The 26,006-nt window shown below is 45.7% G+C and carries 24 protein-coding genes, 2 tRNA genes, 1 pseudogene and 1 other annotated feature; of the genes and pseudogenes, 20 read left to right on the forward strand and 7 right to left on the reverse strand.

Annotation, left to right across the window (positions count from 1 at the left end; translation table 11 throughout):
• Together A2048_09375 and A2048_09380 are read left to right on the forward strand one after the other, a co-directional pair.
• A pseudogene (locus A2048_09375) lies at nt 1-527 on the forward strand (hypothetical protein).
• Nucleotides 528-781: 254 nt separating this feature from the next.
• Nucleotides 782-2,284 (forward strand): hypothetical protein, encoded by a 1,503-nt coding sequence (locus tag A2048_09380; protein ID OGP09339.1) that lies wholly within the window; start codon nt 782-784, stop codon nt 2,282-2,284.
• Nucleotides 2,285-4,983: 2,699 nt separating this feature from the next.
• Here A2048_09380 and A2048_09385 read toward each other — a convergent pair.
• Nucleotides 4,984-5,077 (reverse strand) — tRNA-Ser (locus A2048_09385).
• A 181-nt stretch (nt 5,078-5,258) separates the two neighbouring features.
• Between A2048_09385 and A2048_09390 the strand changes: the two genes are divergently transcribed.
• The 8 genes from A2048_09390 to A2048_09425 all read left to right on the forward strand — a co-directional run bounded on the left by A2048_09390 (nt 5,259) and on the right by A2048_09425 (nt 11,211).
• Entirely contained in the window at nt 5,259-5,477 is a 219-nt protein-coding gene (locus A2048_09390) for a hypothetical protein (protein ID OGP09340.1), read from the forward strand.
• Nucleotides 5,455-5,838, forward strand: a complete 384-nt coding sequence (locus A2048_09395) for a hypothetical protein (GenBank protein OGP09341.1) — start codon at nt 5,455-5,457, stop codon at nt 5,836-5,838. The genes A2048_09390 and A2048_09395 overlap by 23 nt, the downstream gene beginning before the upstream one ends.
• A tRNA-Ser gene (locus A2048_09400) sits at nt 5,839-5,925 on the forward strand.
• A gap of 1 nt (nt 5,926) precedes the next feature.
• On the forward strand, nt 5,927-6,904 hold the full coding sequence (locus tag A2048_09405; protein ID OGP09342.1) for an aldo/keto reductase: 978 nt from the start codon (nt 5,927-5,929) through the stop codon (nt 6,902-6,904).
• A 133-nt stretch (nt 6,905-7,037) separates the two neighbouring features.
• Nucleotides 7,038-8,234 carry a deoxyguanosinetriphosphate triphosphohydrolase gene (locus tag A2048_09410; protein ID OGP09343.1) on the forward strand — a complete coding sequence of 399 codons (1,197 nt, stop codon included), beginning with the start codon at nt 7,038-7,040 and terminating at the stop codon, nt 8,232-8,234.
• 89 nt (nt 8,235-8,323) lie between these two features.
• Nucleotides 8,324-8,560, forward strand: a complete 237-nt coding sequence (locus A2048_09415) for a hypothetical protein (protein OGP09344.1) — start codon at nt 8,324-8,326, stop codon at nt 8,558-8,560.
• A gap of 186 nt (nt 8,561-8,746) precedes the next feature.
• Nucleotides 8,747-10,627, forward strand: coding sequence for a hypothetical protein (locus A2048_09420; GenBank protein ID OGP09345.1), 1,881 nt, complete (start codon nt 8,747-8,749; stop codon nt 10,625-10,627).
• A gap of 113 nt (nt 10,628-10,740) precedes the next feature.
• Complete coding sequence (locus A2048_09425) at nt 10,741-11,211, forward strand: hypothetical protein (GenBank protein OGP09360.1); 471 nt, start codon at nt 10,741-10,743, stop codon at nt 11,209-11,211.
• Here the strand turns inward: A2048_09425 and A2048_09430 are convergent.
• The 4 genes from A2048_09430 to A2048_09445 all read right to left on the reverse strand — a co-directional run bounded on the left by A2048_09430 (nt 11,204) and on the right by A2048_09445 (nt 16,238).
• Nucleotides 11,204-12,121, reverse strand: coding sequence for a branched chain amino acid aminotransferase (locus A2048_09430; protein ID OGP09346.1), 918 nt, complete (start codon nt 12,119-12,121; stop codon nt 11,204-11,206). The genes A2048_09425 and A2048_09430 overlap by 8 nt on opposite strands.
• A gap of 68 nt (nt 12,122-12,189) precedes the next feature.
• Complete coding sequence (locus A2048_09435; GenBank protein OGP09361.1) at nt 12,190-13,230, reverse strand: S-methyl-5-thioribose-1-phosphate isomerase; 1,041 nt, start codon at nt 13,228-13,230, stop codon at nt 12,190-12,192.
• Between the two features lie 96 nt (nt 13,231-13,326).
• Nucleotides 13,327-14,760 (reverse strand): aspartyl/glutamyl-tRNA amidotransferase subunit B, encoded by a 1,434-nt coding sequence (locus tag A2048_09440; protein OGP09347.1) that lies wholly within the window; start codon nt 14,758-14,760, stop codon nt 13,327-13,329.
• Between the two features lie 56 nt (nt 14,761-14,816).
• Nucleotides 14,817-16,238, reverse strand: a complete 1,422-nt coding sequence (locus A2048_09445) for a hypothetical protein (GenBank protein OGP09348.1) — start codon at nt 16,236-16,238, stop codon at nt 14,817-14,819.
• Between the two features lie 94 nt (nt 16,239-16,332).
• Nucleotides 16,333-16,479: a binding site (SAM riboswitch class I), on the forward strand.
• Between the two features lie 56 nt (nt 16,480-16,535).
• Here A2048_09445 and A2048_09450 point away from each other — a divergent pair.
• The 10 genes from A2048_09450 to A2048_09495 all read left to right on the forward strand — a co-directional run bounded on the left by A2048_09450 (nt 16,536) and on the right by A2048_09495 (nt 25,082).
• Nucleotides 16,536-17,447, forward strand: coding sequence for a hypothetical protein (locus tag A2048_09450; protein OGP09362.1), 912 nt, complete (start codon nt 16,536-16,538; stop codon nt 17,445-17,447).
• Nucleotides 17,448-17,500: 53 nt separating this feature from the next.
• Nucleotides 17,501-18,730, forward strand: coding sequence for a threonine synthase (locus A2048_09455; protein ID OGP09349.1), 1,230 nt, complete (start codon nt 17,501-17,503; stop codon nt 18,728-18,730).
• A 47-nt stretch (nt 18,731-18,777) separates the two neighbouring features.
• Nucleotides 18,778-19,029, forward strand: coding sequence for a hypothetical protein (locus tag A2048_09460; protein ID OGP09350.1), 252 nt, complete (start codon nt 18,778-18,780; stop codon nt 19,027-19,029).
• A gap of 8 nt (nt 19,030-19,037) precedes the next feature.
• Nucleotides 19,038-19,931 carry a cysteine synthase gene (locus A2048_09465; protein ID OGP09351.1) on the forward strand — a complete coding sequence of 298 codons (894 nt, stop codon included), beginning with the start codon at nt 19,038-19,040 and terminating at the stop codon, nt 19,929-19,931.
• Nucleotides 19,932-20,028: 97 nt separating this feature from the next.
• Nucleotides 20,029-20,496 (forward strand): hypothetical protein, encoded by a 468-nt coding sequence (locus tag A2048_09470; protein OGP09352.1) that lies wholly within the window; start codon nt 20,029-20,031, stop codon nt 20,494-20,496.
• A gap of 50 nt (nt 20,497-20,546) precedes the next feature.
• Complete coding sequence (locus A2048_09475; GenBank protein OGP09353.1) at nt 20,547-20,825, forward strand: molybdopterin synthase sulfur carrier subunit; 279 nt, start codon at nt 20,547-20,549, stop codon at nt 20,823-20,825.
• Between the two features lie 5 nt (nt 20,826-20,830).
• The gene (locus A2048_09480) at nt 20,831-21,247 is read left to right on the forward strand and encodes a hypothetical protein (GenBank protein ID OGP09354.1); all 417 of its coding nucleotides are present in this window, start codon (nt 20,831-20,833) and stop codon (nt 21,245-21,247) included.
• An 85-nt stretch (nt 21,248-21,332) separates the two neighbouring features.
• On the forward strand, nt 21,333-22,586 hold the full coding sequence (locus tag A2048_09485; protein OGP09355.1) for a hypothetical protein: 1,254 nt from the start codon (nt 21,333-21,335) through the stop codon (nt 22,584-22,586).
• Nucleotides 22,587-22,672: 86 nt separating this feature from the next.
• Nucleotides 22,673-23,593: a sulfate adenylyltransferase small subunit gene (locus tag A2048_09490; protein ID OGP09356.1), complete on the forward strand. Its 921-nt coding sequence runs from the start codon at nt 22,673-22,675 to the stop codon at nt 23,591-23,593.
• Nucleotides 23,594-23,633: 40 nt separating this feature from the next.
• Complete coding sequence (locus A2048_09495; protein OGP09357.1) at nt 23,634-25,082, forward strand: sulfate adenylyltransferase subunit CysN; 1,449 nt, start codon at nt 23,634-23,636, stop codon at nt 25,080-25,082.
• Nucleotides 25,083-25,149: 67 nt separating this feature from the next.
• Here the strand turns inward: A2048_09495 and A2048_09500 are convergent, their stop codons facing one another.
• Both A2048_09500 and A2048_09505 read right to left on the reverse strand, forming a co-directional pair.
• Entirely contained in the window at nt 25,150-25,419 is a 270-nt protein-coding gene (locus A2048_09500) for a hypothetical protein (GenBank protein OGP09358.1), read from the reverse strand.
• Entirely contained in the window at nt 25,392-25,694 is a 303-nt protein-coding gene (locus A2048_09505) for a hypothetical protein (GenBank protein ID OGP09359.1), read from the reverse strand. Before A2048_09505 ends, A2048_09500 begins: the two co-directional genes overlap by 28 nt.
• Between the last annotated feature and the right edge of the window lie 312 nt (nt 25,695-26,006).

Below are 26,006 nucleotides of genomic sequence, written 5' to 3' on the forward strand. Positions count from 1 at the left end.
CTCTGGCCCTATTGGCTGTGTTTTTGGGATGTGAGTCAGAAGAAGATAACGGCTCACCCAATTCGGAAGATGCCTCAACTCCCCCGAATCCCCCAGGACCCGAAAACCCAGAAATGAATCCAGATGCAGCAGTAGACAATTGCAACAAACCACGAGATCCAGATGATGCACGGCTGGATGATATTAGACATACCACAGCCTATGACGATTGGGTCGATAGCTTACCGGCTGATAAAAAAGATGCCCAAGGGAACCCCAAGGAAGGTGTTTTTATAAATGATTATCCCGAATTTTACCAAAGAGCAGTAGATGAATGCAGGCAAATCCTTGAAGGAAGACTTGGTACCAATACTAGCATCGAAGGTTACGATGTGTACTACGCTAAAGAGTATCTAAAATACGAAGAAAGAGAAAAAGCTGCCGGTCGAACACCCCTTACTATAGCTGAGTGGAGGGATTCACCCGATGGCCCACTCACTTTCGAGGAATACGTCGATCAAATACTTTGTCCCTGTTTTTGCCAATAATCTTTTCTAGCTTAATAAGATTTTACTCACTTGGATACGCGAGTGAAATTTATCCCCTATGCTCGTTGGTTTCGGGGATGAACCTTGCTGTGTCAAAACTCCGTGGCTTGCCCTGAGGTTCATACCATTGATAAAGCGCCCTCCAAAATTCTCGGAGTACCGAGATCCACGTGGCGGAGGTGACATTTATAGATGTGACCAAAGGTCATATTTTTTAAATTGACAATAATAAGAAACTGTTTAAAGAGCGTTTCATGGCTGACACCTCTCTTAATATCTCTGGCTCTGAGTCTCTGATCAGTGTTGATCCCAGTACCTTAGTTTGCGAAGAACCCGATTTTACTGATGACCCCACTTTTGATGCACGGGTAGCCGAACAGCAACTTAAAGAACAAAATAACTACACAAGCCGGCCTCGTCCCGACCAAAAGCTTCGTACCCTTGTCCAATCAGCAGGCACGCAACAGCGCTCTTATGGTGATTACTTCCCCTTGGTTCTCGAAGGCGCTATGCTTCCTCTGGCCCTATTGGCTGTGTTTTTGGGGTGTGAATCTGAAGAAGAATGTGACCCTAAACCTGCCCCAGATCCCGATCATGCCGAAGTGGGACATGGAGAAGAAAGTAAGAAAACCGGGCATCTTCCGGCCGTATTGACCCTTTCGGGGACTACCCCCACCAATGACGAAATCAAAGCCGCTATCAAAAAAGCCCTCAATGATAATTTGGATTTTGAAAAACTCGTAATGGGGGGTGGGTTAAGGGAAGATGATGATGGAAACTTTATTCGTCCTGCCAATGGAGTTTTAGCACGTCAAGATATAGATACCATCGAAAGGATGTTAAAAAGTGGTCGGACGCCAGAACAATTAAGAGCTTTATCAGATTATCGCGAAATGGTGGATGACCCTTGGGCTTATTTCTCCGGAGAAATGGCTCAAGATGTTTGCGGGCAACCCTTAACTACAGCAGCCATTACTCCAGGCACCCTCCAACACACCTACAGACGTGGCATTGGTCCAGATGCCTATATGGAAACTCCCGAATGGCCTGCTCTGTGTGGAACTGACTATCAGAATCCAGCGCATCAGTCCTGTGAGGCTGCAAAACCAGAACAAGGGATTTTTGATGTTCAGGTCAACTTGAAAGACAATGGGTTTGTGGATGTCCATATTACTCTTGATGGTAAAACAGATCCCAATGGAAGAAAATTTCCTGCTTTTTGGGGAAGCTTTATTGCTTACAATTTAGTAAAAGGAGGATCAACGGGAGCCATAGAGGATCCAACCACCCCCCTGATGATGAATATTGGTCGCATGGAAATTGATCTGCACAATGTGTACCGTGTTCTAAAAGTTCAAAAGAATGGGGAAGGGAAAGTGGATATGTCTTGTGAAAATCCCCAAACCCATCAAGCCACACCTTGCCCTTGCCCCGATGATGCCGATGAAACCCAATGTACAAATATAGTTCTTGCCTATCAAGATCGCCCAAAAGATAGTGATGTTGCTGTTCGTATAGAGCCGTACGAAAATTGTTGGGATTATTTTCAGAAAAAGTTTCCTGGATTTGATCATAGCATTCCTTTTGGATGTTTTTGCGATGGAGATTCCTTTCCCTTTCTCATTGATATCACAACGTCTCAAGGTGGGGCTCTTTACTTATCTGCAGATCATGGTCGCAATACGGCTTTGCTTACTTTGACCAAAAATAAGCTAGAACGTAACTTGAAAAATTTCCTTGTTTGTCCCAGTTTTTAATTTGAGAGCCTGGTTGAATGCGGTTGATAAATTTACCAATCCACTAAATTAAACATCTCTCCCACCACTGGTTCCCCAAATCTTCCTACAGTCAAACTAGGGGTTGCTGTTACGGCTATTCGGCGTTTGTTATCTCTGTAGGTAACCGTGCCTGTGGGTGAAACACTTAATCCAGGTGCATCGGGATCAGGTTCGCTTGGGGAGGTAAGGGCGCCTACAAGAGCCGCGGCACCAAATGTTATGGGACCAAGGTAAACAGGATGGGGCAGATTTCTTGTAAGGAAGTTTCCATTTTCTGGATTCCAGAAAAACGAAGGTTCTCCGATACTTTTTTTACCATAAAGTTGCATGGTACGGATATTGGCTACTGAGGCAGCTAAGAAGGGTAGCCCATCTTGAATATGTTCCCATGCTTGCTTGAATGTGGAAACCTTGCCTAAATCTGTAAAGGCCCTACCGAAATATTTTCCTGTATATAATCCTGTTTGATATTCAGAAGAGATGTGAAGGACTCCATAACCTCCCCGAATCAATCCTGGTAAATTGGCGATGACAGCTCTGTCATCATTGGCAGCTGGGTCCAAAAGGACAAAAGCAGCGGGAATATCTGTCCGATCAGCAATGCGGCGATTGACATGACCCCAAGCAAAGCCTAATTCAGGTTTGCCCAACGACAGCATGTATTCAGCACCAGAAATTACCGTTATATCTCTATCTCTTTCTGCCTGGTTCCCATCGGTTTTAGAATCTGTGGCCAAGGTCATTAATTGATTGACTCCCACTTGGCCCGCTCCGACAGCTGCAACAAGAACCCCACGTAACACAAATCCCCCGAAAGAATCGGGTGCTTCTGCTCCCAAAATGTCATAGTAGGTTAAAAGTTGGCCATTCATGGCGGCAGTCATCAGTTGCCCACGCAAGGCAGCCTCAAGGACTCTGGGGGGAACGGTAAGAGGTTGATAGGGTTCGTCTGTGACAGTTACGGAATCGTTGATGGGGGAATCGTTGGCTGGTGTTTCCCCCTCGTTTTCATCTTTGCATAAATCCTCATTGACCCATTCTTCTTGGGTTGGGAAATCCGTTTCTTTTAACCAATCTGTGACAGTAAGGGGTGTGCGTCCAGCAGCTTTTTCTTTAGCTCTATAGGCTAAATATTGTTCGTCACGATATGCAAAATAACTTCCCTTGGCATTGTTTGTACAATTGCGCCCTTCAAGAATTTCTTTTCGTTTTTGAAGTTTATCAAAGCGGGTTTGAAGTTTACGGCTTAAAACTGCATTTTGGAATATGTCAAAGGGAACTTCTAGGAATTGAATGCCTTGTTCAGGAAAAGCAAGTCGGGCATGAATGGTGGCACTTAGATTGGCTGCTTCAGTTACTTCTGCGACTATGTTCCCATAGCTTCTCAGGGTTCCGTCGCTGATTCCAGTGCCTTTGAAGATTCCTAGAAAATCTACGGTATCAACAAGGCTTTTACTCGGCTTGCCCGCTGATTTAACGTCACCAGAAGGTTTTGAATATTTGGCAGGAATGAGAAAAATTCCGAGGTAGGCCGCATTGCGGATGAATCTTGCAATGGCTTCGGCTTCTTTTTCAGCAGGAGTGAGTTGAGAATCTTCCGGTCCAAGCAAACTCATGTCGGGAAATGGGGAATCCAAAAGTTGAAGTTCCAAGCTCCAGTTGCTGTTTGGAGCCCATTTGCGACCACCGGTAGCCAATGACTTAGATACCAAGTTAACCATGGGGACTACAAGATCCCAACCCCGAATATAAGAGTAATCAATATTTTTTTCGCGAGTGAATCCTTTTTCGTGCAGCACTTTATATTCATCTTCCAATTTTTTCAGTTCATCAGCATCAGATACTGTTGCCTTAATTTGCTCATAAAGAGCTGTTAATTTTTGTTGTTCTTCTTTTAATTGATCAGAAGTAAATTCAAGTTTCCCTTTTTGTTTTGTGACCTCATCCCTGCGAGAATTGATGTAACGCCCTAAAGCTTGAATTTTGTTGTCGATATCTGCGTTTTCAACCAAGTACTTACTTGCCTCGGGCGGATTGGCAACAGGAGCTGGCGTGTCGGGAAGTGTATTGTTTACCTTCTCCAAATACTTCACCGCTTTTTCATACGACTGATTGCCAGGGGTATATTTATTGTCAGGGTTATAAAGTTTCAGGAATTCTTTTTCTGCGGGGGTTGGGTCTGGGATACCTGTGAGTGCTCGGTACAAAACAAGGATTGGGTTGTCCTTGTTTGTTTCGATGATTCCCCTCACACGATTTAAGGCGGCCGAAGGGCCCCTTCGGCCGGTTCCCATTCCGGTTTCAATTTGTTCCAGACATGTTTTTGCCTCGGCGTATATGTCGGCTTTGTCTCCACCGGGAATGTCGGTGCTGTTGTAGGCGTTGTTGGAGTTGTAGGCTGTTAGAAATTTTTGTTCTTCGGCGTTGGGATCAGAAATGCCTGTGAGGGCTCGGTATAATTCAAGAGGGTGCCTGTCTTTATAAGTTTCAATTGTCAGCTTAAGGCGATCCAGCGAACTATGTACGGGTGTTGTAGACATGGTTTTCTCGTTGTTATTATCGGGGATCTTTTTGAAAGGTTGCGGAAGGACGAAACAATTTTTGATGCGGTGAGTTAGGAAAAAAATTAGAAAATTTATATTTGATATTGAAAAAAGAGGGAGAGTCCGAAAATTTTTTTGCGGAGGGGGGGGGATTCGAACCCCCGGTACAGCTTTTCAACCGTACAACGGTTTAGCAAACCGCCGCCTTAAGCCACTCGGCCACCCCTCCAAATTTGCCAGGCAAATTTCCTCTATTTCCTAATGCTATTTTCCATAATGTAAATCTAGAAAATGGCATTGAAAAACTGAAAATAGAGGTAAAAAAAATAATGCCAACTAAACCAGAAAGTTTTGGATAACTCAAGTAATTCCTTGAAGTGCATTGTGAAAACCTTTAAAGTATCTGCCATATGTATGAACATACAGACCAAATTAAACGGGTTACCTTAAATCTGCCCAAAAAGCTGCTTAAAGAGGCATTGTCCATCAGTAAAAAAAATATGACTGAAACCATCGTGATGGGTTTGGAGTTTTTGCGTCGGCACCGTGCTTTTGAAAAAGCAAAAAAAATGAAAGGCAAGATCAGGCTTAACCTTGATATAGACAATGCCCGTGGACGTAATCATTGATACCAATATCTGGATTGATTTTTTTGGGAATGAGTCCGATCCCACCTTGGAAACAATCCTTAGTGAAGGAAGGGGCTACCTAACACCCATTATTGTGTCTGAGTTGATCAGTGGTTGTCGCAATGTAAAAGACGAAGAACAAATCATCAGCCTGATACGTGATCTTCCTGTTATTGATTGCCCTCTTGACCACTGGGAGAGGGTGGGGTATTTGCGTCGCCTTTGTCAAAAAAAGGGAATCAACTTAACAATACCTGATGCCCATATTGCGCAGTGTACCCTGGATATGGATGGGCTTCTTTTGACACGTGATCAGGTATTTATCAAAGCCGCGAGAGTCATCGGCTTGAGATTATTTTAAGGAAGGGTGGCCGAGTGGTTGATGGCACCGGTCTTGAAAACCGGCATCCCTTTACGGGGATCGTGGGTTCGAATCCCACCCCTTCCGCATGCAATACTGCACTTTTGGTCGAACGGGCGAAAAAGTTTCTGAAATTGGGCATGGTACCTGGGCCATGGGCAATATGTGGGGGCCGCGGGATGATCGCGGGGCCATTGATGCCATGGTCAAAGCCCTTGAGCTGGGGGTTAATTTCATCGATACCGCTTGGGCTTATGGAGAGGGGCATAGCGAGGAACTCATTGCCGCCGCATTAAATCATGCCAAAAAGAAAAAAATCTTCATTGCCACCAAAGTGCCGCCTAAAAATCACCAATGGCCGGCACGGCATAATACTTCGGTGCAAGAATGTTTCCCTGCCGATCACATCATTGAATACACCGAAAAAAGTTTGAAAAATTTACGTGTCGAATGTGTTGACCTGCAGCAGTTGCATGTGTGGAGCGATTCATGGATGAATGATCTTTCGTGGTTGAGTGCGGTGGAAAAATTAAAATCCGAAGGAAAAATCCGTTTTTTTGGTGTTTCAATTAATGACCACGAACCCAATACAGCCCTTAAAATTGTTGAAAGCGGGCTTATTGATAGTGTCCAAGTCATTTACAATATTTTTGACCAGACTCCTGAAGAAAAACTTTTTCCCGCGTGCTTAAAACATAATGTGGCCGTGATTGCACGGGTGCCCTTTGATGAAGGCGGGCTCACCGGTAATTTAAGGCCCGATACTGTTTTTCATAAAAATGATTGGCGGAAAATTTATTTCAAAGGAGATAGGCTTTTAGAAACCTGGGAGCATGTCCAGAAATTGCAATTTCTGTTAAACGATACCGACAAAACCATGGCCCAGGCGGCCTTAAGGTTTTGCCTTTCACATCCGGCTGTTTCCACTGTCATTCCGGGCATGCGACGAATTTTGCATGTTGAACAAAATTGTGCTGTATCCAATGGTGTTTTGTATTCGAGAGATGAATTGGCCGAAATAAAAAAACATGCCTGGCCAAGGAATTTTTATCCGCAATATGGATAATACAGAAGGCGTCATTCCCGCCACGTGACCCCGCAACGCGGGGTTCTGTTGGCGGGAATCCAATACTGGGCCCCCGCTCTCAGAAATCCTCGGAGTACCGAGGATTAGCGTGGCGGGGGTGACGACAAAAATTATGATCACGCGCCAAGAATTTGAAAAAATAGAAGAGCAAATCATGGCGCCCTATGCTGTGAGCAGTGGGCGTTCGGAAGGTCGCATTTATCCAGAAAAGGAACATGCCTATCGCACCTGTTTTCAGCGCGACCGCGACCGCGTGATTCATTCGCGCGCTTTTCGCCGGCTTGAATATAAAACACAGGTTTTTGTCAATCATGAGGGCGACTATTACCGCACACGCCTCACCCATAGTTTGGAAGTGGCTCAAATAGCCCGCAGCATTGCCCGCAGTTTGCGGTTGAATGAAGATTTGGCCGAAGGTGTTTCATTGGCGCACGACTTGGGGCATACGCCCTTTGGTCATTCAGGCGAACATGTGATGAGCCGGCTGATGAAGGAATTTGGCGGGTTTGAACATAATAAGCAATCTTTTCGTGTGGTGACACTTTTAGAAGACCGCTATCCTCTTTTTCCCGGATTAAATCTGACCTATGAATTTTTGGAAGGAATTACCAAGCATCGTTCCGAATACGATCTTCCTGAGGGTGGCATTTTTGAGCGAAAAGGGTACCCCACCCTTGAAGCCCAGTTGTGCAATTTTGCCGATGAAATTGCCTACAACAACCACGATATTGATGATGGATTGAAATCGGGCATGATTTCCCTTGAGCAATTAAAAGATGTGGAAATCTGGCAGACCCATTTTGAGCCCATTTGTAAAAAGATGGCCACCCATCCCGTGCAAATGCAGATTTTACAATGTGTACGGGCGCTCATTAATTTTCAGGTGACGGATCTTATTACCGAAACACTTCGAAATATTGAAAAACTGAAAATAAAAAATCTCGACGATGTAAAAGTAAAAGCCAAAAACTGTGTTTCGTTTTCTGAAAAAGTGCAAAAACAAAACCAGGAATTAAAACGTTTTCTTTTGCAGAATTTGTACCGGCATTACCGGGTTATTCGCATGGCTGACAAGGCTGAGCGCATCATCACGGAATTATTCAAGGCCTATGTCAAAAATCCGAAAATCATTCCACCTGATTTCTTGAACCATTATGTTTCCATAAAAAAAATGTTTCCCCAAAAGGCGGAAAAGAATGAATATGGGGAACAAGTCGAGCGCATTGTGTGTGATTACATTGCAGGAATGACCGACAGGTTTGCGCTGGATGAATACAAAAAATTATTCGATCCTCATGAGAAGGTGTAGGGGCAGTTCACGAACTGCCCTTACTCGGGACATGAGCCCCGTCCCGCAAACGGGACCCCGCTACGCGGTGGTCGAACCATGGAGTCATTATGATTAACGAAGACGTCATCATTTTTTTGAACACCCCCTTGATTGCCCAAGAGAGTGGCGGGAAAACCCAAACTACGATTCACAAGATCAAAGCCAAGGTCTTAAAAGAAGAAGGTGGGGGGTTTGTTCTCCAGGTGAAGTCACTTGGGAACGACAAAGGCTGGCAGGAGGCGCCGGCTTCTTTAAAAGAAATTTTTCTTCCCACCCATAAAATTGATTTTGCGGCGTTATTGTAAAACATTGATATTATTTCGTTTTTATCTCCGTAGGGGCGATTCATGAATCGCCCTTACACGATACCTCCACGATCATCCATGACGCGCTGGGCTAAAACTTCCCAAGTTTATAAAAAAACATTGAAATACCGCACAACTCATGGGTTAATCCTGCCGATAATACTTCTGAAGGACTAGGCTTTTTTTATGACCAACATGTACGATCCCAATTCATTGATCTGCCCTGACGGAGAAGCTCCTTATTATTCTGGTGTTGATGTTGATGGCGATGGTCATGTTGAAATTGTCGAAAACCCACCAAAAGAAGAAAGTCTTAACTATTCACCACCGGCCACTTCACCTGTTTCCATTCCTCCTGCGCCCCATACTCCCCAATATGCAGAGAGCCGTTACGATCCCGAACCTCCAAAATTAAAATCCGCTGATAAACCTATAAGCCAAAATATGGCAGCCAGAATTTTTGCTCCTTTGGCCGTTGTTGCTGCTCCTCTTACAGCCCCTGTTGTGGCTGCTGCCATCCTTGTGAATACAGCAAAAGAGCTTGATAGGCACGTGCAACGTCCGCCCGAACCCGTGGCGGCGCAAAATTCTCGTGGAAACAATGCCAATGCCCAGGCCAGGGATGAAGCAAAAAACTTCTGGTTTGCTGCACGGGCGCGTGCGGCATGGGAAGGAAAAACTTATAACGTGGAATATGCCCGCACGGCTTTTGCCAATATTGTGGCTGCAGGTGGTTTGTCACAAGACGCTCAAAGATTAATCGAGGCCGATCTTGGCCGTGGTGGTGGACGCAATATGCGTGAGATGAGCACGGCTTATGAAGGCATGGCCAGGATAGGCCGTCGGATGATGGAATCACCTTTGGGTGGTGTTGTGCGGGCCGTGAGTGACGCCGTGATCAATCCTGTAAGAAGAGCCGTGGAACAAGTAGCCAGTGCTGTGAGTCGTCCTGTACAACCCCAATCAGAACCCCAACCCGTACGCCGTGTTTATGCTTTGGAAGATGCCAGGGATGATGAACAGGAAGATGGAGTGCCGCTGCCTGTTAATCCTGAAGAAGTCCCTGCAGAAGAATCCCCTGAACAAGTAGCCGATGCCCATGTGGATGGTGGGGAAGCTGGCGTGCCAGAGGAAGCTCGTGTAGCTTTAGATGAGGAACGTGCAGCCCAAGATAATGGGCCTGTTCGTCCAGCAGAAGAACCTGTAGCTCAAGCTCAAAGAGCCAATGAGCAAAATAATGGAAACCAAGAGCGCGTGGCGCCTGCATTTGTAAATGTATCTCGTGCCAATAATGTCTCCGATAACCATGGAAATGAAGGTGGCCCAAGAACCGGAGCAGCTGGAGTTGTTGCAGGGTTTGGTGATGGAGGAGAAGGTTTTGTTGGTATTCCTGTTGGAAACACTCAAGCAGGGTTGGCTCAAAATCAATTCGGTGTAGAAGCCCGCGATGGTGCGAACAATCAGGTTGTTCAAGGGCCTGTAGCAAATATTCCAGGTTCTGTTGAATCACGACAAAATGGAAATGGAGTTGTTGGGGAACCGAGGGATAAAGGCAATCAAGATGATTCATCCCATGTAAGTTATGTTGCTGTATCTGGCGGTGAAGGTCATGGGACTGAAGTTTCAGCTTCATTGGCTTCATTAAGTGATGGAACACCAACCAAAGCGTCAGGTCGTGGGGTTGGAATTAATTCTCTTTCTGGAGCCCCCGTAGATTCTTCCTTCTCTGAAGATGCCTTACGGCAAGCAAGAGGCCAGGGTGGAGCCGCAGTGGCTGCTGCCGCTTCTCATGGCGATTCCCACCGTAATAATAATCCCGTTGCTTCCGACCGCGGTGTCCAAGGTGAAGCCAAGGTTCAATCAGGCCGATTAGCCGGGGTTTTTGACAAGAGTGGTGGTGGAGCTGGTTCCCAAAGTGGTCATGAAAATGGCAGAGGTTCTGCGGACATTGTCCGGGATATCTTGGCCGCCAATGAAATAGATGAAGCCGGTGATCATTTAATAGATGACATGATTCCTGATTTTGATTCCATCGAAACACCAGTCGCGCATGATGTGGTAGTTTAATTCTTTTATTTCCGCCCTTATGGGACATGGTGAGGTTCTCACGCGCACGGGACCCCGCTACGCGGTGGTCGAACCATGTAATTGACAATTCCCTTGTTCTTGAAAATTATTCGGTGTACAAAGTTTTTTCATTGAAAAAATCACTCATCAAATTTTTAGCCACAGCGTTTGGGGCAGGGTATGTTCCCAAAATTCCAGGAACCATAGGGAGTTTGTGGGGAGTTTTGTTGTTTTATATTTTGAGCGCCTATCCCTTTTGGTACCAAATTCTTGTGACCCTTGCTGTATGTGTGCTTTCCATCCCGTTATCCCACGAAGCCGAAAAAATCATCGGCACCAAGGATGCCAAACAAATTTGCATTGATGAAGTTGCAGGGCAGTTGGTGACCTATCTTTTTGTTTCTTATTCCCTGCCAAACCTTGTTATGGGTTTTGTGCTTTTCCGCCTTTTTGACATTCTTAAAATCTTTCCCGCCAATTGGGCTCAAGATGAATTGCCCGGAGGTATGGGCATTGCCACCGATGACATTATTGCCGGTATTCAGGCGGGACTTGTGCTGTTGATAGTGGGCGCGTTTATATAACGGCCAACCATTCTTTGTGTTTGGCGTTTTTGCCACGCACCAAATCAAAATAATTTTGCTGCACTTTTTTGGTGATGGGGCCGGGCTTGCCGGTGCCGATGGTGCGGTGGTCCAATTCGCGCACAGGAGTGATTTCAGCGGCGGTGCCGGTTAAAAATATTTCATCTGAAATGTAGAGCTCATCCCGTGTCATCAGGGCTTCTTCAACCTGAAGGCCTTCTTCTTTTAAAAGTTCAATTACACTTCCGCGTGTAATGCCTTCAAGCGCATTTGTGATGGGGGGCGTTTTTATTTTTCCATTTCTGACGACAAAAATATTTTCCCCACTTGCTTCCGCCACATACCCTTGGGCATCGAGCATGATGGTTTCTTCATAGCCTGCCAGCATGGCTTCGCGTTTGGCCAAAATGGAGTTTACATAATTGCCCACGGTTTTGGCCTTGGTGAGCATGGCGTTTACATGATGCCGCGTAAAACTGGACACTTTTACTCGAATACCATTTTTGACACCCTCATCCCCCAAATAAGTGCCCCAGGGCCAGGCGATGATGGCCACGCGAATGGGGTTGGATGTGGCGTGCAGGCCCATTTCACCATCGCCCATGAAGGCCAAAGGTCGCAAATAACCTGCTTTAAGTTTGTTCACGCGAAAGATTTCCTTGCATGCCTCAATGATTTCATCTTTAGAAAAGGGGATTTTCATCAAAAGGATATGAGCTGAATCAAAGAGACGCTCGATATGTTCTTCCAAACGAAAGATGGCCGATTTGCCTTTGTCACCCTCATAACAGCGAATCCCTTCAAAAACACCCATTCCATAATGGAGCGTATGTGTGAGTATGTGGACATGAGCGTCGTCCCAGTTAACCATTTTGCCATCGAGCCATATTTTGGAAACTTTTTGGACCATGTTTATGAGGGCGAATACGAGATTCGCCCCTACTACAATCTGGTAGGGGCGAACCTTGTGTTCGCCCGTTACTTGACAAACAATTTTTTTAAATTTTCCACGTACGATTTTTTTACAACCCCTTTTTCTGTAATGATTGCCGAAATCAATTCGTTGGGGGTTACATCAAAAGCTGGATGACGGGCCAGTACACCCACAGGGGCGATGTTGACATTGCCAAGATGAGTTACTTCTTTTGATGAACGTTCTTCAATGGGGATATCATCTCCCGATTTTAGGGTCAAATCAATCGTTGAAAGAGGGGCCGCGACGTAAAAAGGAATTTGGTGACGATGGGCCAAAACAGCCACGGTGTAGGTGCCGATTTTGTTGGCGACATCGCCGTTGGCGGCAATGCGATCGGCGCCCACAATCACTTTGGTGATTTCCCCTTTTTTCATGAGCCATCCGGCCATATTGTCGGAAATAAGCGTGACGGGGATGTTATTTTTGTGGAGCTCCCACGCCGTAAGACGAGCTCCTTGTAAATAGGGTCTTGTTTCATCGGCTAAAACAGAAAAACGTTTTCCATTTTTCCAGGCCGCATACAAAACACCCAAAGCAGTTCCAAAACCCGCTGTGGCCAGGGCCCCGGCGTTGCAGTGCGTGAGCACTTTGTCGCCTGATTCAAAAAGAATCTGGCCATGGCTTCCCATGGTTTCATTTAAACGAATGTCTTCGGTGAGAATATTTTGAGCTTCATCGATGAGTTTTTGTTTTAACTGGGGAAGGGAAAGGTTTTGGTTTTGTTCCGCCACATTTTTCATGCGGGCTAATCCCCAACCCAAATTGACCGCCGTCGGGCGCGTTTCAAACAGATGTGTTGAAATATCGTTTAATTGTTTGAAGAAAGATTTGGAATCAGCGGCCTGGATGGAAAGAGCCCCCAAAGCCAAACCCATGGCTCCGGCCACGCCAATGGCAGGGGCCCCACGAATGACCATGGTTTTAATGGCATCAGCCACTTCCTGCCAGGTTTTGTAGGTGTGGTAGACCTCTTCATGCGGGAGACGAAGCTGATCGAGCATGATGACCGCATTATTTTTCCATTCGATGGTTTTGAAATACATCTTTTCTTTCCCCCCTCCCTTGAGGGGAGGGGGTGTGGGGGAGGGTGTTCTCGGGGCCACCCTCTCCCTAACCCTCCCCCCTCAAGGGGGAGGGAATTACGTGGATAATTTTTTCTTCAACAAATCATTCACCACTCCCGGATTCCCTTGCCCTTTCATTTCCTTCATCACCTGGCCGACAAAAAATCCGAAAAGTTTATCTTTGCCTGATTTGTATTGGGCGAGCTGGCCTGGATTGGCGGCAATGACCTTGTCGATGATGGTTTCAATGGCTCCGGTATCAGAAACCTGCACAAGATTTTGCTCTTTAATGATGGTGTCGGGGTCTTTTCCGGTTTCAAACATGGCTTCAAAAACGGTTTTGCCGATTTTGCCACTGATGGTGCCCTCTTCGATAAGGGTCACCAAGCGCGCCAGTTGGGGCGCCTTGATAGGCGATTTTGCCACTTCAAGATTGGCTTCTTTTAGTTCGCGTAAAAGCTCGGTCATGATCCAGTTGGAAACTTTTTTGGGATGATGGGCCTTGGATACGGCTTCTTCGAAATAATGGGCCAGGGCTTTTTCCGTGGTGAGTACTTGGGCATCATACTCAGGAATTTGGTACTGGCTGATAAATCGTTGCAGCCTCGCCTTGGGAAGTTCAGGCATGTTCTTTTGGGTGGTCTCAATCCAGGCGCTATCTACAATAAGGGGCACTAGATCAGGGTCTGGAAAATAACGATAGTCGTGGGCCGATTCCTTGGTGCGCTGGGACTCGGTGATGTTTTTGGTTGAATTCCAACCGCGGGTTTCCTGAACAATTGTTTCACCTGCGGCCAAACTGCCTTTTTGGCGTTCAATTTCGTATTCGATGGCTTTTTCAATAAACTTAAACGAGTTGATGTTTTTTAATTCCACCTTGGTGCCGAACTCTTTTTGACCGATCGGGCGAAGGGAAATATTGACATCGCAACGCAATGAACCTTCTTCCATGTTGCCATCGCACACATCGCAATACTGCAAAATGGCGCGCAACTGCCGTAAATATTCACCGGCTTCGGCAGCACTTCGCATATCCGGTTCGCTGACAATTTCAACAAGGGGGGTTCCCGCGCGATTTAAATCGACATGCGAATAACGGGCGTCGCCGTGTTCATGCAATGATTTGCCGGCGTCTTCCTCCATGTGGATGCGGGTGATGCCAATCGTTTTTTCTTTTCCATCAACTGCAATATCCAGATATCCGCGCAGGGCGATGGGAAATTCATATTGGGTGATCTGGTAGCCCTTGGGGAGGTCGGGATAAAAATAATTTTTTCGGGCCCAGATGGACTTGTTTTGGATTTCACAATGAAGGGCCAAGCCCGCACGTAAGGCCAGGTTGACTGCTTGTTTGTTTAAAACAGGAAGCACTCCCGGCAATCCCAGGCAAACAGGGCAGGTGTGGCTGTTGGGTGTGGCTCCAAAGGCCGCAGAACAGGAACAAAAAAGTTTGGTTTGGGTTAAAACTTGGGCATGAACCTCAAGACCAATAATGACTTCATAATCCATAATGGAGGGAAGAATTAGAGGAAATGGTTGATGAATTCAAGAAAAGAATAAGAGTTTTATAAAGTAGATTCACTCTTTCGGCCTGTTTCTCTGGGAGAAGGGGGATGTTGGGGGAGGCCTCTATAATACTGGTCACGGTAGATGGCTACATGCACCGCATTGGTAAATGTTTTTTCCACTAATTGAGTCGAGTCTTTTGGATCGGGAGAAAAAACATGGTAAATGCTTCTAGAGCCGTTATCCATAAACATAATGACAAGCCCTGGATTATCTTTCCATTCTCTCCTTTGAAAAAGAGCCGCTTTCATTTCACCAAGAAGCCATTCCTTGAGTTCATCTGAAGTCATTTTGTTCTTTTCAGTTCTTATCGGAGCTATTGAGGCTTTAAACCTGAATTCAATTTTGTGCTGTGAAGGGATGTCTTGCTTATCAAGTTCTTCCAACGCACGAGCCACGCTATAAGTAGCTTGGAAAGCATTTTGGCGTTTTGCTTTCAAAGGCACATAACGGATGTGTACGTTTTGTCCGGCGATTCTTCGGTTCACCTCCTGATGGGGATCAAAAGGTTGAATGGAGGCCACCCCCAATGGTAATTCTTCCTTGAGGGGCCGAGGGAGAGGAGGTACCCCTGCACGATCGAGTGTGATCAAATCTGCAAGACTAATATCTTGACCAGAAAGCCAGCCTGAAAACTCTTCGATGGATTTTTCATTCACAATCGAAATGCTTCCTTCTTCAAGGATTCCCATGAAAATACGTCGATCTTTTTTGGTGTCCGTATTCAAAAAAACAGCAATCCATTGTGGGTGGAGCCCATCTTTAAGTTGAGGATCTTGTCCAATGAGACGAGCCAAAGTTTTTGGAAGGGAACGTGCCGTATTTCTTTTGCTGGAAAGATCTATTGATGTTGTTTTTAAACTAAAAAGAAATCCATAGGGATTGGTTTTTTGTAAATTTGGTAGGGCCAATAATGAATCAATAACGGCCTGAGGATTAGGTTCTACATAGTCCCCAATATTTTTTTTTGGAAGAGTGACCGTGCCTACAACCACACTTGATCCATTGACCAACTTGAGTGTGGCTTGTTCCGGTGGTGGTGGGATTGTGTTAAAACCAGGTTGGCCACATTTTGTTTTTGATGCTCCCCCGTTTGCTGCCCATAAACCGGGAGTTTGTCTTGGGGGTATTCGGGTATGAATTCCTCCATTGATATCCAAAACAGCCTCTGCGGATTGAACAGGCGAAGCCACGAAAGTATCCACCACGGGGACAGATAAAAAATCGATGCCATGCCCTAATGTTAAAAAAGGAATCTCGCCTGTTTGTTTTTGATCTGTGGAAGCCTGTTTTGTGGCCGCAAGCCTTGGTACGTGGATGGCTTTGGCGTGAAATATGCGCGGGGCTGCGGGCCCTAAAAAGGGCGTTCTTCCCATCAAGGGACTAAAAGTTCTGAATGAAGGATTCAAAAATCGGCTCATAATAAAGATATGGTCTATTGTCGGCCTATTTTTAAAAAGTTGCTTCCTAAAAAGAAAGTTGACTTAAAAGGACCTCGTTTGGTACATCTTTTAAACCTTATCCAGAGTGACCGAGGGACTTGGCCCGGTGACGTCACAGCAACCCTTGTCCCGCCAAACTTAGTAGGCGGATCAACACGGTGCTACCTCCAACCCCATAGTTCCAAGCGATTAATCGTTTTTTATGGGGGGAAGATAAGAAGATGCGTTGAAAACAGGCCTCTTCTTATTGAATTAAGAAGGGGTTTTTTTTTGCTTATGGAAGCTTACTCCTCCATTCTAGAAGCGGTCGGGAATACACCCATTGTGCCCCTGACCCAGCTTGTGCCCAAGGGGTCGGCCATGGTGTATGCCAAGGACGAGGCGGCCAACCCCAGTTTTTCATTGAAAGACAGAATTGCGCTTTCTTTGGTGGAACAGGCCAAAAAGAAGAAAAAGGTTGAAATTGTGGTGGCCACCGCTGGAAACACGGGCGTGGCGCTGTCCATGGTGTGTGTGGTTCAAAAGATAAAACTCACCCTTTTCATGCCCGAAAATGCCTCGATAGAACGGCGCAAAATGTTTGAAGGTTTTGGAGCGGGGCTTGTGCTTACGCCCAAAGAAGAAGGAGTGAAAGGCGCCCAAAAGCGCGCCCAAGCTTATGCAAGTAGCCATACAAATGCCTGCTTGATCAACCAGTTTGATAATGAAGATGTTGTCAGAGCGCATCAAGAAACAACAGCCCATGAAATTTTGGCTGATTTTCCGGAAGGAGTGGATGCCCTCGTGTTGGGTGTGGGAACGGGGGGAAGTCTTACCGGTGTGGGGCGTGTTCTTAAAAAGAAATTTCCTCGCACAAAAATTTATGCCATTGAACCCACGGCCAGTGCTGTTCTCTCAGGAGGAAAACAAGGGCTTCATCGTATTGAACAAATAGGACTTGGTTTTATTCCCGCTAATCTTGACCAAACCCTTATTGATGAAGTGATCCAGGTTGAAGATGTGGATGCCTACCAGACCACCCGGGCCCTTTCGCAAAAAGCGGGTATTTTGGTGGGGATTTCTTCTGGTGCTAATGTATGGGCTTCTTTAAAGATAGCTTCCCAGATGGATGAAAATAAAAAGATTCTGACTTTTTTATGTGATGCGGGTCAACGTTATTTCAGTATTGAGAAATATTTTAAACAGTAGGGGCGGGGTTTCCCCGCCCGGGTCGGGAAATCCGACCCCTACAGGAGATTGATATGTCCTACGTCAAAGCCCTTAAATGCCGTGAATGCGGCCATGAATATCCCAAGCAACCCACCCATGTGTGTGAGTTCTGTTTTGGTCCCTTGGAAGTTGTGTACGACTATGAAGGAATCAAAAAAATACTCACCAAAGAATTGATTGGTTCGCGTGGGCCGAACATGTGGCGTTACAAAGAACTTCTTCCCATCGATAACGACCCCACGGTGGGGAAGCAGGTGGGGTTTACGCCCCTTCGTCGAGCCAGCCGGCTAGCGCGTCTTTTGGGAGTAAGTGAACTCTATATTAAAAACGATGCCGTAAATTATCCGACGCTTTCTTTTAAAGATCGTGTGGTTTCGGTGGCCCTTTCCAAGGCCAAGGAATTTGGTTTTAAGGTGGTTGCCTGTGCTTCAACGGGTAATCTGGCCAATTCAGTTGCCGCCAATGCTGCGGCTGCTGATTTGGAGAGCTTTGTTTTTGTCCCTTACGATTTGGAAGCGACAAAAATTTTGGGGACCATGATTTATGGAACCAATCTGATTGGTATTCATGGCACCTATGATGAGGTTAACCGCTTGTGTAGCGAAATAGCGGGCAAGTATAAATGGGCGTTTGTCAATATCAACATGAGGCCTTATTACGCCGAAGGGTCCAAGTCGATGGGTTATGAAATTGTCGAGCAGCTTGGATGGAACACGCCAAAACATGTGGTTGTTCCCATGGCCAGTGGATCGCTTTTGACCAAAATCGATAAATCCTTCCAGGAATTTCACAAGATTGGTTTGCTTAAGACAAACGAGGCCAAGATTTATGGGGCCCAGGCAACGGGATGTTCCCCCATTTCCACGGCGGTCAAAAATAATTGGGACATTTTCAAGCCCGTCAAGCCCAATACCATTGCAAAGTCGCTAGCCATTGGGAACCCTGCCGATGGTTTTTATGCCGCCAAAACTGTGCATCAGACCGGTGGTTGGTGTGAAGATGTCAGTGATGAAGAAGTCATTGCCGGCATCAGGGTATTGGCCGAAACAGAAGGTATTTTTGCCGAAACAGCAGGCGGAGTCACTGTGGGTGTGGCTAAAAAACTCATCGAGCAGGGAAGAATTCCCAAGAATGAATCGATTGTTCTGTGTATTACGGGGAATGGGTTAAAAACCCAAGAAGCCGTCAGACTGGGCAAGCCCCCAGTGATCAAACCTTCGTTGACCGAGTTTGATGCTTTGGTGAAGGATAAAATAAAATAATTCGTAAGGGCGATTCATGAATCGCCCCTACAAGAAAGGAAAAAACCATGACCAAAAACGTAACCCGCAAAGTGTATCTTACATTTCCCTCAGCCCAAGTGAAGGAAGCCATTATTTGTGACATGTATGACAAATACAAAGTCCGTTTCAACATACGTTCGGCCTCTGTCAATGAACAGGTGGGCTTGATGGCTGTTGAGTTGGAAGGGCCCGAAGACCAGATTGTTGAATCCATCAAGTTCTTCAAAAGTCGTGGTTTGACGGTCGAACCAATCGAAATGAACGTGATTGAAGGGTAATTTCGTAAATGATTCTCTCTTCTATTTTAGACCGCGTTGGCAATACCCCCTTGGTAAAAATTCGTGAAGTGACGCGCGATTTGCCCAAGAGTGTCGAAATTTATGCCAAGCTCGAATATTTTAATCCTGGTGGGTCGGTCAAAGATCGAGCAGCTTATTGGATGATTAAAGAAGGTATTCGTTTGGGAAAACTGACCAGGGACAAAATCATTATGGACCCCACTTCGGGGAATACAGGAGTTGCCTATGCCATGATTGGGGCGGCTCTTGGATATAAAGTAACTTTGGTCATGCCCCAAAATGCATCACAGCAGCGTAAAGACATTGCCCGTGCGTTTGGGGCGGATATTATTTTTAGCAGCCCGTTTGAAGGATCCGATGGAGCCATCCGCATGGCACACAAACTTTATGAAGAAAACCCGGGTAAATTTTTTATGCCCGACCAATATAACAACCCTTTCAACCCCCAAGCTCATTATGAAAGTACGGGTGTTGAAATATGGAACCAGACAGAAGGAAAAATAACCCATTTTCTGGCCACCATGGGGACCAGTGGTACAGCCATGGGCACGACGCGAAGGCTTAAAGATTTTGACAAGAATATTTTTTGTATTGGGGCGCAACCGGCTGATTCATTACATGGGTTGGAAGGATTAAAACATATGCCCACATCCATTGTGCCGGGTATTTATCATCCAGAAATTTTGGATGAAATGATGTGGATTCAGACAGAATCAAGTTATGACATGGTGGAAAGATTGGGAAAGGAAGAAGGATTACTGGTGGGATATTCTTCCGGCGCCGCCATGGTTGCTTGTTTAAAGCTGGCTGAAAGAATTGCAAAAGGAGTGATTGTCACCGTATTCCCCGATCATGGGGATAGGTATTTTGAAGGAGAGTGACGGTGCATTTCGACTCCGCTCGATGACCGTAACGGGTGGAGCCTGAGCAAAGTGGACCCTGAGCGAAGTCGAAGGGGCGAAATGCTGTCTTAAAAATATGTTGCTTATAGACCAAAAATTACTAAACGGAATATACGCCCAATCCGAAAAATGCTATCCCCATGAAGCATGTGGTTTTGTTGTGGGGAAGGTAGAAGGAAAAAAGCGCACGGCTTATAAGGTTGTGGCATGCACCAATATTCAAAATGAATTGCATGAAAAAGATCCCGAGCGATATCCCCGTGCTGCCGAAACAGCTTATTGTATTGACCCGGCAGAAATGAAAAAGATAGAAGAACAGGCCAAAAAAGAGGGGATGAGCCTTGTTTCCATTTTTCATTCCCATCCGGAGCACGGCGTCTATTTTTCAGCAGAAGACAAAGCCATGGCCTGCCCCTGGGGCGAACCGTTGTTTCCCCACCTTTCGTATCTGGTGGTGTCTGTTTACCAAATGAAGGTGAACAATGCTTCCGAGTTTTACTGGAGTGCGGAGAAAAAAGATTTTGTCGAAAGGAAAATTTTATAATTTGTACGGGCGATCCTTGTGATCGCCCTTCATTTAATAAGGAGAAAACCATGTCCATCAAAGTACGTATCCCAACCCCTCTTCAAACTCTCACCAACAATCAGGGTGAGATTTTGGCTGAAGGAAAATCTGTTTCGGAAGTTTTGGCTCATTTAGACAAAACTTATCCGGGTTTGAAACAACGTTTTTATGATGATGCGGGCAGCCTTCGGCGTTTTATCAATTTTTATGTCAATGACGAAGACATCCGCTTTTTGCAAGGCGAGAAGACAGCCCTTAAAGATGGGGATGAATTGAGCGTGGTTCCTGCCATTGCAGGGGGAAAATAGCGCTCATGAAATACATTCTTTTTGCCATTACTGCCGACCGCTTTTCAACAGAGGGGTTTCATTGGTGCCTGCATACGGCCAAGGAAAAAAACAAGGTCGTGAAAGCCGTTTACGTTGCAAGCCAAACCAATGCTACTGACTACGATCATGGCAAAAAGATGCTCGAAGAGGTTGAAAAACAGTGCCGCACTTTTCAGGCTCCTTTTGAAGTTCAGTTGGAAAAAGGGGCTTATTTTCAGTTGTGCCAAGATTTGGCCAGTCAACCCGATGTGGATATTCTGGTTGTCACCGAAAAAAAACGTTCCTGGTTGTCCAAAATATTTGGAAGCAGGGAATCGGATCAATTGCGTGGAAAAATTTCGTCGGAGTTGAAAATTTATCCTTCGACAAAAACTCGGCCCCTTGGGGCCGAAATAAAATGACGGATAACTCTGAGCGAGCGAAGCGAGTCGAAAGGGTTGCTCAGGATGAAACTCTGGGGCTTGCCCCCGAGTTCTTCATTAATTCATGATTATCGAAATACTTACCATTGGGGATGAACTGCTTTCGGGCAATGTAGTTAATACCAACCAATCTTATTTGTCAGACAAATTGTGGCTTGCCGGATTCCAGGTAGAATATCATTCCTCTGTTCGGGATGATGCTTCAAAAATAAAAGAAGCCCTTCTTTTGGCGGCGGATCGTGCCGATATCGTTCTTGTTTCAGGGGGGCTTGGCCCCACGGCGGATGATTTCACCCTGGAAATTGCGGCCAAAACCTTCAAGAAAAAACTTGTTCTGGATAAAAACTATCTTACTTATCTGGAGCGTTTGTTTACTCAATGGGGGAGGCCTCTTTCCGAAAATAATAAAAAGCAGGCCTATGTCCCCCAAGGGGCCCAAACTTTCATGAATAAGGTGGGCACTGCTCCCGGGGTGGGGGTCAAATATAAAAAGGCCCATTTTTATTTTTTTCCCGGTGTGCCAGCCGAATTAAAACAAATTTTTTCGGACTTTGTTTTTCCTGAAATTATCTCTTCAAGAAAAGAAAAAATCTTTTTTGAAAGCAAGATTTTGAAATGTTTTGGTGCTGCCGAAGCTGATTTGGATTTGGCTTTGAAAGATTTATACATCAATCGTTTGGACATTGAAAATGTACGCATCGGTTTCAGGGCCCATTTTCCTGAAACTTACATTAAGCTTTCTGCTTGGGACAAAGATGCCAAAAAAGCGAAGGGGCAGTTATTTCTTGCCGAGTCTAAAGTCAAGGAAAGAGTGGAAAAATATGTGTATGGTGAAGGGGAAGATACTTTGGAAGCAGTGGTGGGGAAACTTCTCATTGAACATAAAAAGTTTTTAAGCGTCGCCGAATCATGTACGGGGGGGCTTATTGCTAACCGCATCACCAATATTGCCGGCTCGAGCTCTTATTTTTTAGGCGGAGTGGTGAGCTATAGCAATGAATCCAAAATTAAGATTTTAGGGGTGTCTGCAGATACGATCAAAAAACAGGGGGCGGTGAGCCCCCAATGCGCGCTTGAGATGGCACAGGGGATCCGACGCATCACCAAGGCAGATTACGGAATTTCCGTCACCGGCATTGCCGGCCCCGATGGAGGGACGCTGGGCAAACCCGTGGGCACAGTGCATATTGCGCTGGCCAGTGAGAAGGGAACAAAGGAAAAGAAATTTGTGCTTCCTCGACGCAGGGATTGGTTTAAACTTTTGGTTTCTTCCCTGGCCCTTGATGGCTTGCGAAAAGAACTTTTGTCTCTTGGATGAATTTACGATAAACGCCAATTGTATGGTTCGACAGGGCTCACCATGTCCGTGTCAAGGACACCCTGAGTTTTGTCGAAGAGCAAATCATGGCAACGAGCAATAAAAAAACGTTGAATCATCTCAAGGCCCTCGAAGCCGAGAGCATTCACATCATTCGTGAGGTTGCTGCGGAATTTGAAAACCCCGTGATGCTTTATTCCATCGGGAAAGATTCAGGGGTCATGGTGCGTTTGGCTCAAAAAGCGTTTTATCCGGCCCCGGTTCCATTTCCTTTGATGCATGTGGATACTACCTGGAAGTTCCGGGACATGATCCAATTTCGCGATAAGTTTTGTCGTGAAAATAAATTTAAAATCATTGTCCATATCAACCAGGAAGCCATTCAAATGGGTTTGAATAATCCTTTTAAGGTAGGAAGCCAAAAATATACCACCGCCATGAAAACACAAAGCCTGCTTCAGGCTTTGGAAAAATATAAATTTGATGCCGCGTTTGGCGGGGCACGCCGCGATGAAGAAAAGTCGCGGGCCAAGGAACGTATTTATTCTTTTCGTGATACGGCCCATCAGTGGGATCCCAAAAACCAGCGTCCCGAGCTGTGGAATTTGTATAACGGTAAAATAAACAAGGGGGAAAGTATCCGCGTATTTCCTTTATCTAATTGGACGGAACTTGATGTGTGGCAGTATGTTGATTTGGAAAATATTCCCTTAGTTCCCCTTTATTTTGCCAAGAAACGGCCCATTGTAGAAAGAGACGGGGTCAAAATCATGGTGGACGATGATCGCATGCCCTTAAAACCGGATGAAAAACCCCAAATGGAGATGGTCCGTTTTCGAACCTTGGGTTGTTATCCTTTAAGTGGCGCTGTTCCATCCACGGCAAAAACAGTGAAGGAAATTATCCAAGAAATGCTCTTAACTCGCGATTCAGAGCGGCAAGGGCGTTTAATTGATACCGATGAAGATGCCTCGATGGAAGTAAAGAAACGCGAGGGCTATTTTTAATCTGACATGTCTGACGAGTCCGACCCGTCGGAGTGATTAAATGCAAGAACAAGACCTCATCAAAAAAGACATCGCCAAGTTTTTAGACAAACACTACCACAAGGAGCTTCTGCGTTTTGTCACTGTGGGTTCTGTTGATGATGGCAAATCCACGCTTATTGGCCGCCTGCTTTATGATACCGGGGCCGTCTATGATGACCAGGTGGCTTCTGTAAAAAAAGCCCATGGGACGACGGGTGAGGGAGAAATTGACTATGCTTTTTTGCTCGATGGCTTGAAGGCCGAACGCGAGCAGGGCATTACCATTGACGTCGCCTATCGTTATTTTGCCACCGAAAAAAGAAAATTCATTTTGGCTGATACGCCGGGGCATATTCAGTACACGCGTAACATGGCCACCGGGGCTTCGACAGCCGATGTGGCGCTTATTCTCATTGATGCGCGTTTAGGGGGGCAGATCCAATCACGGCGGCATGCCACTATAGCTTCGCTTTTGGGGATCAAATATTTGTTTGTTTGCATCAACAAAATGGATTTGGTGAATTACGACCAAAAAATTTTTGAAAAAATAAAAAAAGATTTCGGCAAGTTTGTTTCATCCCTTCATTTCAGGGACATTCTCTATTTTCCCGTCAGTGCCCTTAAAGGGGATAATATTGTCCATGCAAGCCCTAAAACCCCATGGTTTAAGGGGGGGCCCATTTTAAAAGCTTTGGAAACCATTAAAATTGACCGCGATCAGTCCAAGCACGCCTTTGCTTTTCCTATTCAGTATGTTCTTCGCCCCAACCTTGATTTTCGTGGTTATGCGGGAACGATCATTTCCGGAAGTGTCAAAAAAGGGGATGAGGTGCTCATTCTTCCTTCGGGCAAAAAAAACAAGGTAAAAAGCATTGTCACCTATGATGGTGAGCTTAAAGAAGCCAATGCCCCCCTGGCAGTAACCATTACCTTAAAAGATGAAGTGGATATCAGTCGCGGGGATGTCTTGGTTCATGCAAAGCACGATTTAAAACCCGCACATCAATTAAAGGCCACCCTGGTTTGGATGCACGAAAAGCCGTTGGAGGTAGGGTGCCCTTATTGGATTAAACACACCTCCCGAATGGTCACTGGCCAGGTGGATAAAATTGAAGAAATTGTTGATGTAAACACTTTCTGTGGTGTGAAAGCCGAAGGGATGAATCTGAATGATATCGGCCGTGTCGTCATTTCTGTTAACCGTCCTTTGATGGTTGATGGCTATCGCCATAATCGCTTGGCAGGGGCTTTTATTTTAATTGATCGCGTCAGCAATGCCACGGTCGGTGCGGGCATGATTGATTCTTTTTCCGAAGGTGTTTTGGGAGATGCTCAAACCGAAGAAATTGTTTTGAATCTGGATAAAGCCTTGGTTGAGCGTCTGCGTCAGGAAGCTAACTGGAAACAAATGAGTTTGGAGGAGATGCTCAATGAAATGATTGCCAGAACAGGTAAGGGCAATTCATGAATTGCCCTTACTCGTGATATTGTTCCATCATTTAATCGCAACTATTCTGATGGGTGGTAGGAATTTTTTAAATATTTATTTCAAATGGATTTTCGGATTCTATTTGAGCTTCCCAGCCATCCACCCGGGAAACATTTCCCATTTCATCTTCTTGATATTCCCCTCTTAGGGTGTTTCTATTTTCAGAAATCCATTTCAGTGCAGCAATCAGATAGTCGATATCGGCTTGGTCGGTATAAAGCCCAATGCTGACACGCACGAGCCCCGGTGCACCTTTGTGACTTTGGTCGGGACGATCAGCAAATGTTTCTATGAGATGTTCGGGAATATCAAGCAAGCTAGCCAAATAAGGTTGGGCGCAGAAGCAGCCATTACGTGTATCAATGGCGAAATAACCACGGGACGAGCCGGTTTTCTTCCCAAAACTTGCTCATTTAAAAGGGTATTGGCCGCATGATTGATGGCGCCTGTGGCTCCACTTCCTGAATAAATGGCGGTGTGGGTTTGGGGATCGGCCCCAAAAAAATCTAGAACAATACCGTGAGATAATCCGTAGAACTTTGTTGCCCGGCGTGCTGCAGCAAAATTTTGAGAATGGGTATTGGCATGCACCCTTTCAGCAATGGCCTCGGCTCTGCGAACAGGACCAATTTTTAAGGCGGAAGCGGTGCTATCGAGGTAGGTTCGTGGAACCTACGCTGTGATCATGCCCTGCATTATTTCTTGATACCGCAAGATCTGCTACCTCGGCTCGTAAATTATGAGCCAAGGCGGGTCTACGCACGGTTTGTCCGGTATGAAGACCAAGGGTATGATGACGAATGGTTGTAAAAGGGGAAGATCTGGGTGCAAGGAGCCTGTCGGGGAAACATTTTTAGTAATTCATGATCGGCAACAGCCCCGGTTTTTGATATAAGGAGGCAT

Source organism: Deltaproteobacteria bacterium GWA2_45_12 (assembly GCA_001797365.1).
Lineage (GTDB): Bacteria > UBA10199 > UBA10199 > UBA10199 > UBA10199 > UBA10199.

Coding starts and splice junctions, on each gene's coding strand:
- A2048_09380 (OGP09339.1), top strand. CDS start 782: ATGGCTGACACCTCTCTTAATATCTCTGGCTCTGAGTCTCTGATCAGT.
- A2048_09390 (OGP09340.1), top strand. CDS start 5,259: ATGTATGAACATACAGACCAAATTAAACGGGTTACCTTAAATCTGCCC.
- A2048_09395 (OGP09341.1), top strand. CDS start 5,455: ATGCCCGTGGACGTAATCATTGATACCAATATCTGGATTGATTTTTTT.
- A2048_09405 (OGP09342.1), top strand. CDS start 5,927: ATGCAATACTGCACTTTTGGTCGAACGGGCGAAAAAGTTTCTGAAATT.
- A2048_09410 (OGP09343.1), top strand. CDS start 7,038: ATGATCACGCGCCAAGAATTTGAAAAAATAGAAGAGCAAATCATGGCG.
- A2048_09415 (OGP09344.1), top strand. CDS start 8,324: ATGATTAACGAAGACGTCATCATTTTTTTGAACACCCCCTTGATTGCC.
- A2048_09420 (OGP09345.1), top strand. CDS start 8,747: ATGACCAACATGTACGATCCCAATTCATTGATCTGCCCTGACGGAGAA.
- A2048_09430 (OGP09346.1), bottom strand. CDS start 12,121: ATGGTCCAAAAAGTTTCCAAAATATGGCTCGATGGCAAAATGGTTAAC.
- A2048_09435 (OGP09361.1), bottom strand. CDS start 13,230: ATGTATTTCAAAACCATCGAATGGAAAAATAATGCGGTCATCATGCTC.
- A2048_09440 (OGP09347.1), bottom strand. CDS start 14,760: ATGGATTATGAAGTCATTATTGGTCTTGAGGTTCATGCCCAAGTTTTA.
- A2048_09445 (OGP09348.1), bottom strand. CDS start 16,238: ATGAGCCGATTTTTGAATCCTTCATTCAGAACTTTTAGTCCCTTGATG.
- A2048_09450 (OGP09362.1), top strand. CDS start 16,536: ATGGAAGCTTACTCCTCCATTCTAGAAGCGGTCGGGAATACACCCATT.
- A2048_09455 (OGP09349.1), top strand. CDS start 17,501: ATGTCCTACGTCAAAGCCCTTAAATGCCGTGAATGCGGCCATGAATAT.
- A2048_09460 (OGP09350.1), top strand. CDS start 18,778: ATGACCAAAAACGTAACCCGCAAAGTGTATCTTACATTTCCCTCAGCC.
- A2048_09465 (OGP09351.1), top strand. CDS start 19,038: ATGATTCTCTCTTCTATTTTAGACCGCGTTGGCAATACCCCCTTGGTA.
- A2048_09470 (OGP09352.1), top strand. CDS start 20,029: ATGTTGCTTATAGACCAAAAATTACTAAACGGAATATACGCCCAATCC.
- A2048_09475 (OGP09353.1), top strand. CDS start 20,547: ATGTCCATCAAAGTACGTATCCCAACCCCTCTTCAAACTCTCACCAAC.
- A2048_09480 (OGP09354.1), top strand. CDS start 20,831: ATGAAATACATTCTTTTTGCCATTACTGCCGACCGCTTTTCAACAGAG.
- A2048_09485 (OGP09355.1), top strand. CDS start 21,333: ATGATTATCGAAATACTTACCATTGGGGATGAACTGCTTTCGGGCAAT.
- A2048_09490 (OGP09356.1), top strand. CDS start 22,673: ATGGCAACGAGCAATAAAAAAACGTTGAATCATCTCAAGGCCCTCGAA.
- A2048_09495 (OGP09357.1), top strand. CDS start 23,634: ATGCAAGAACAAGACCTCATCAAAAAAGACATCGCCAAGTTTTTAGAC.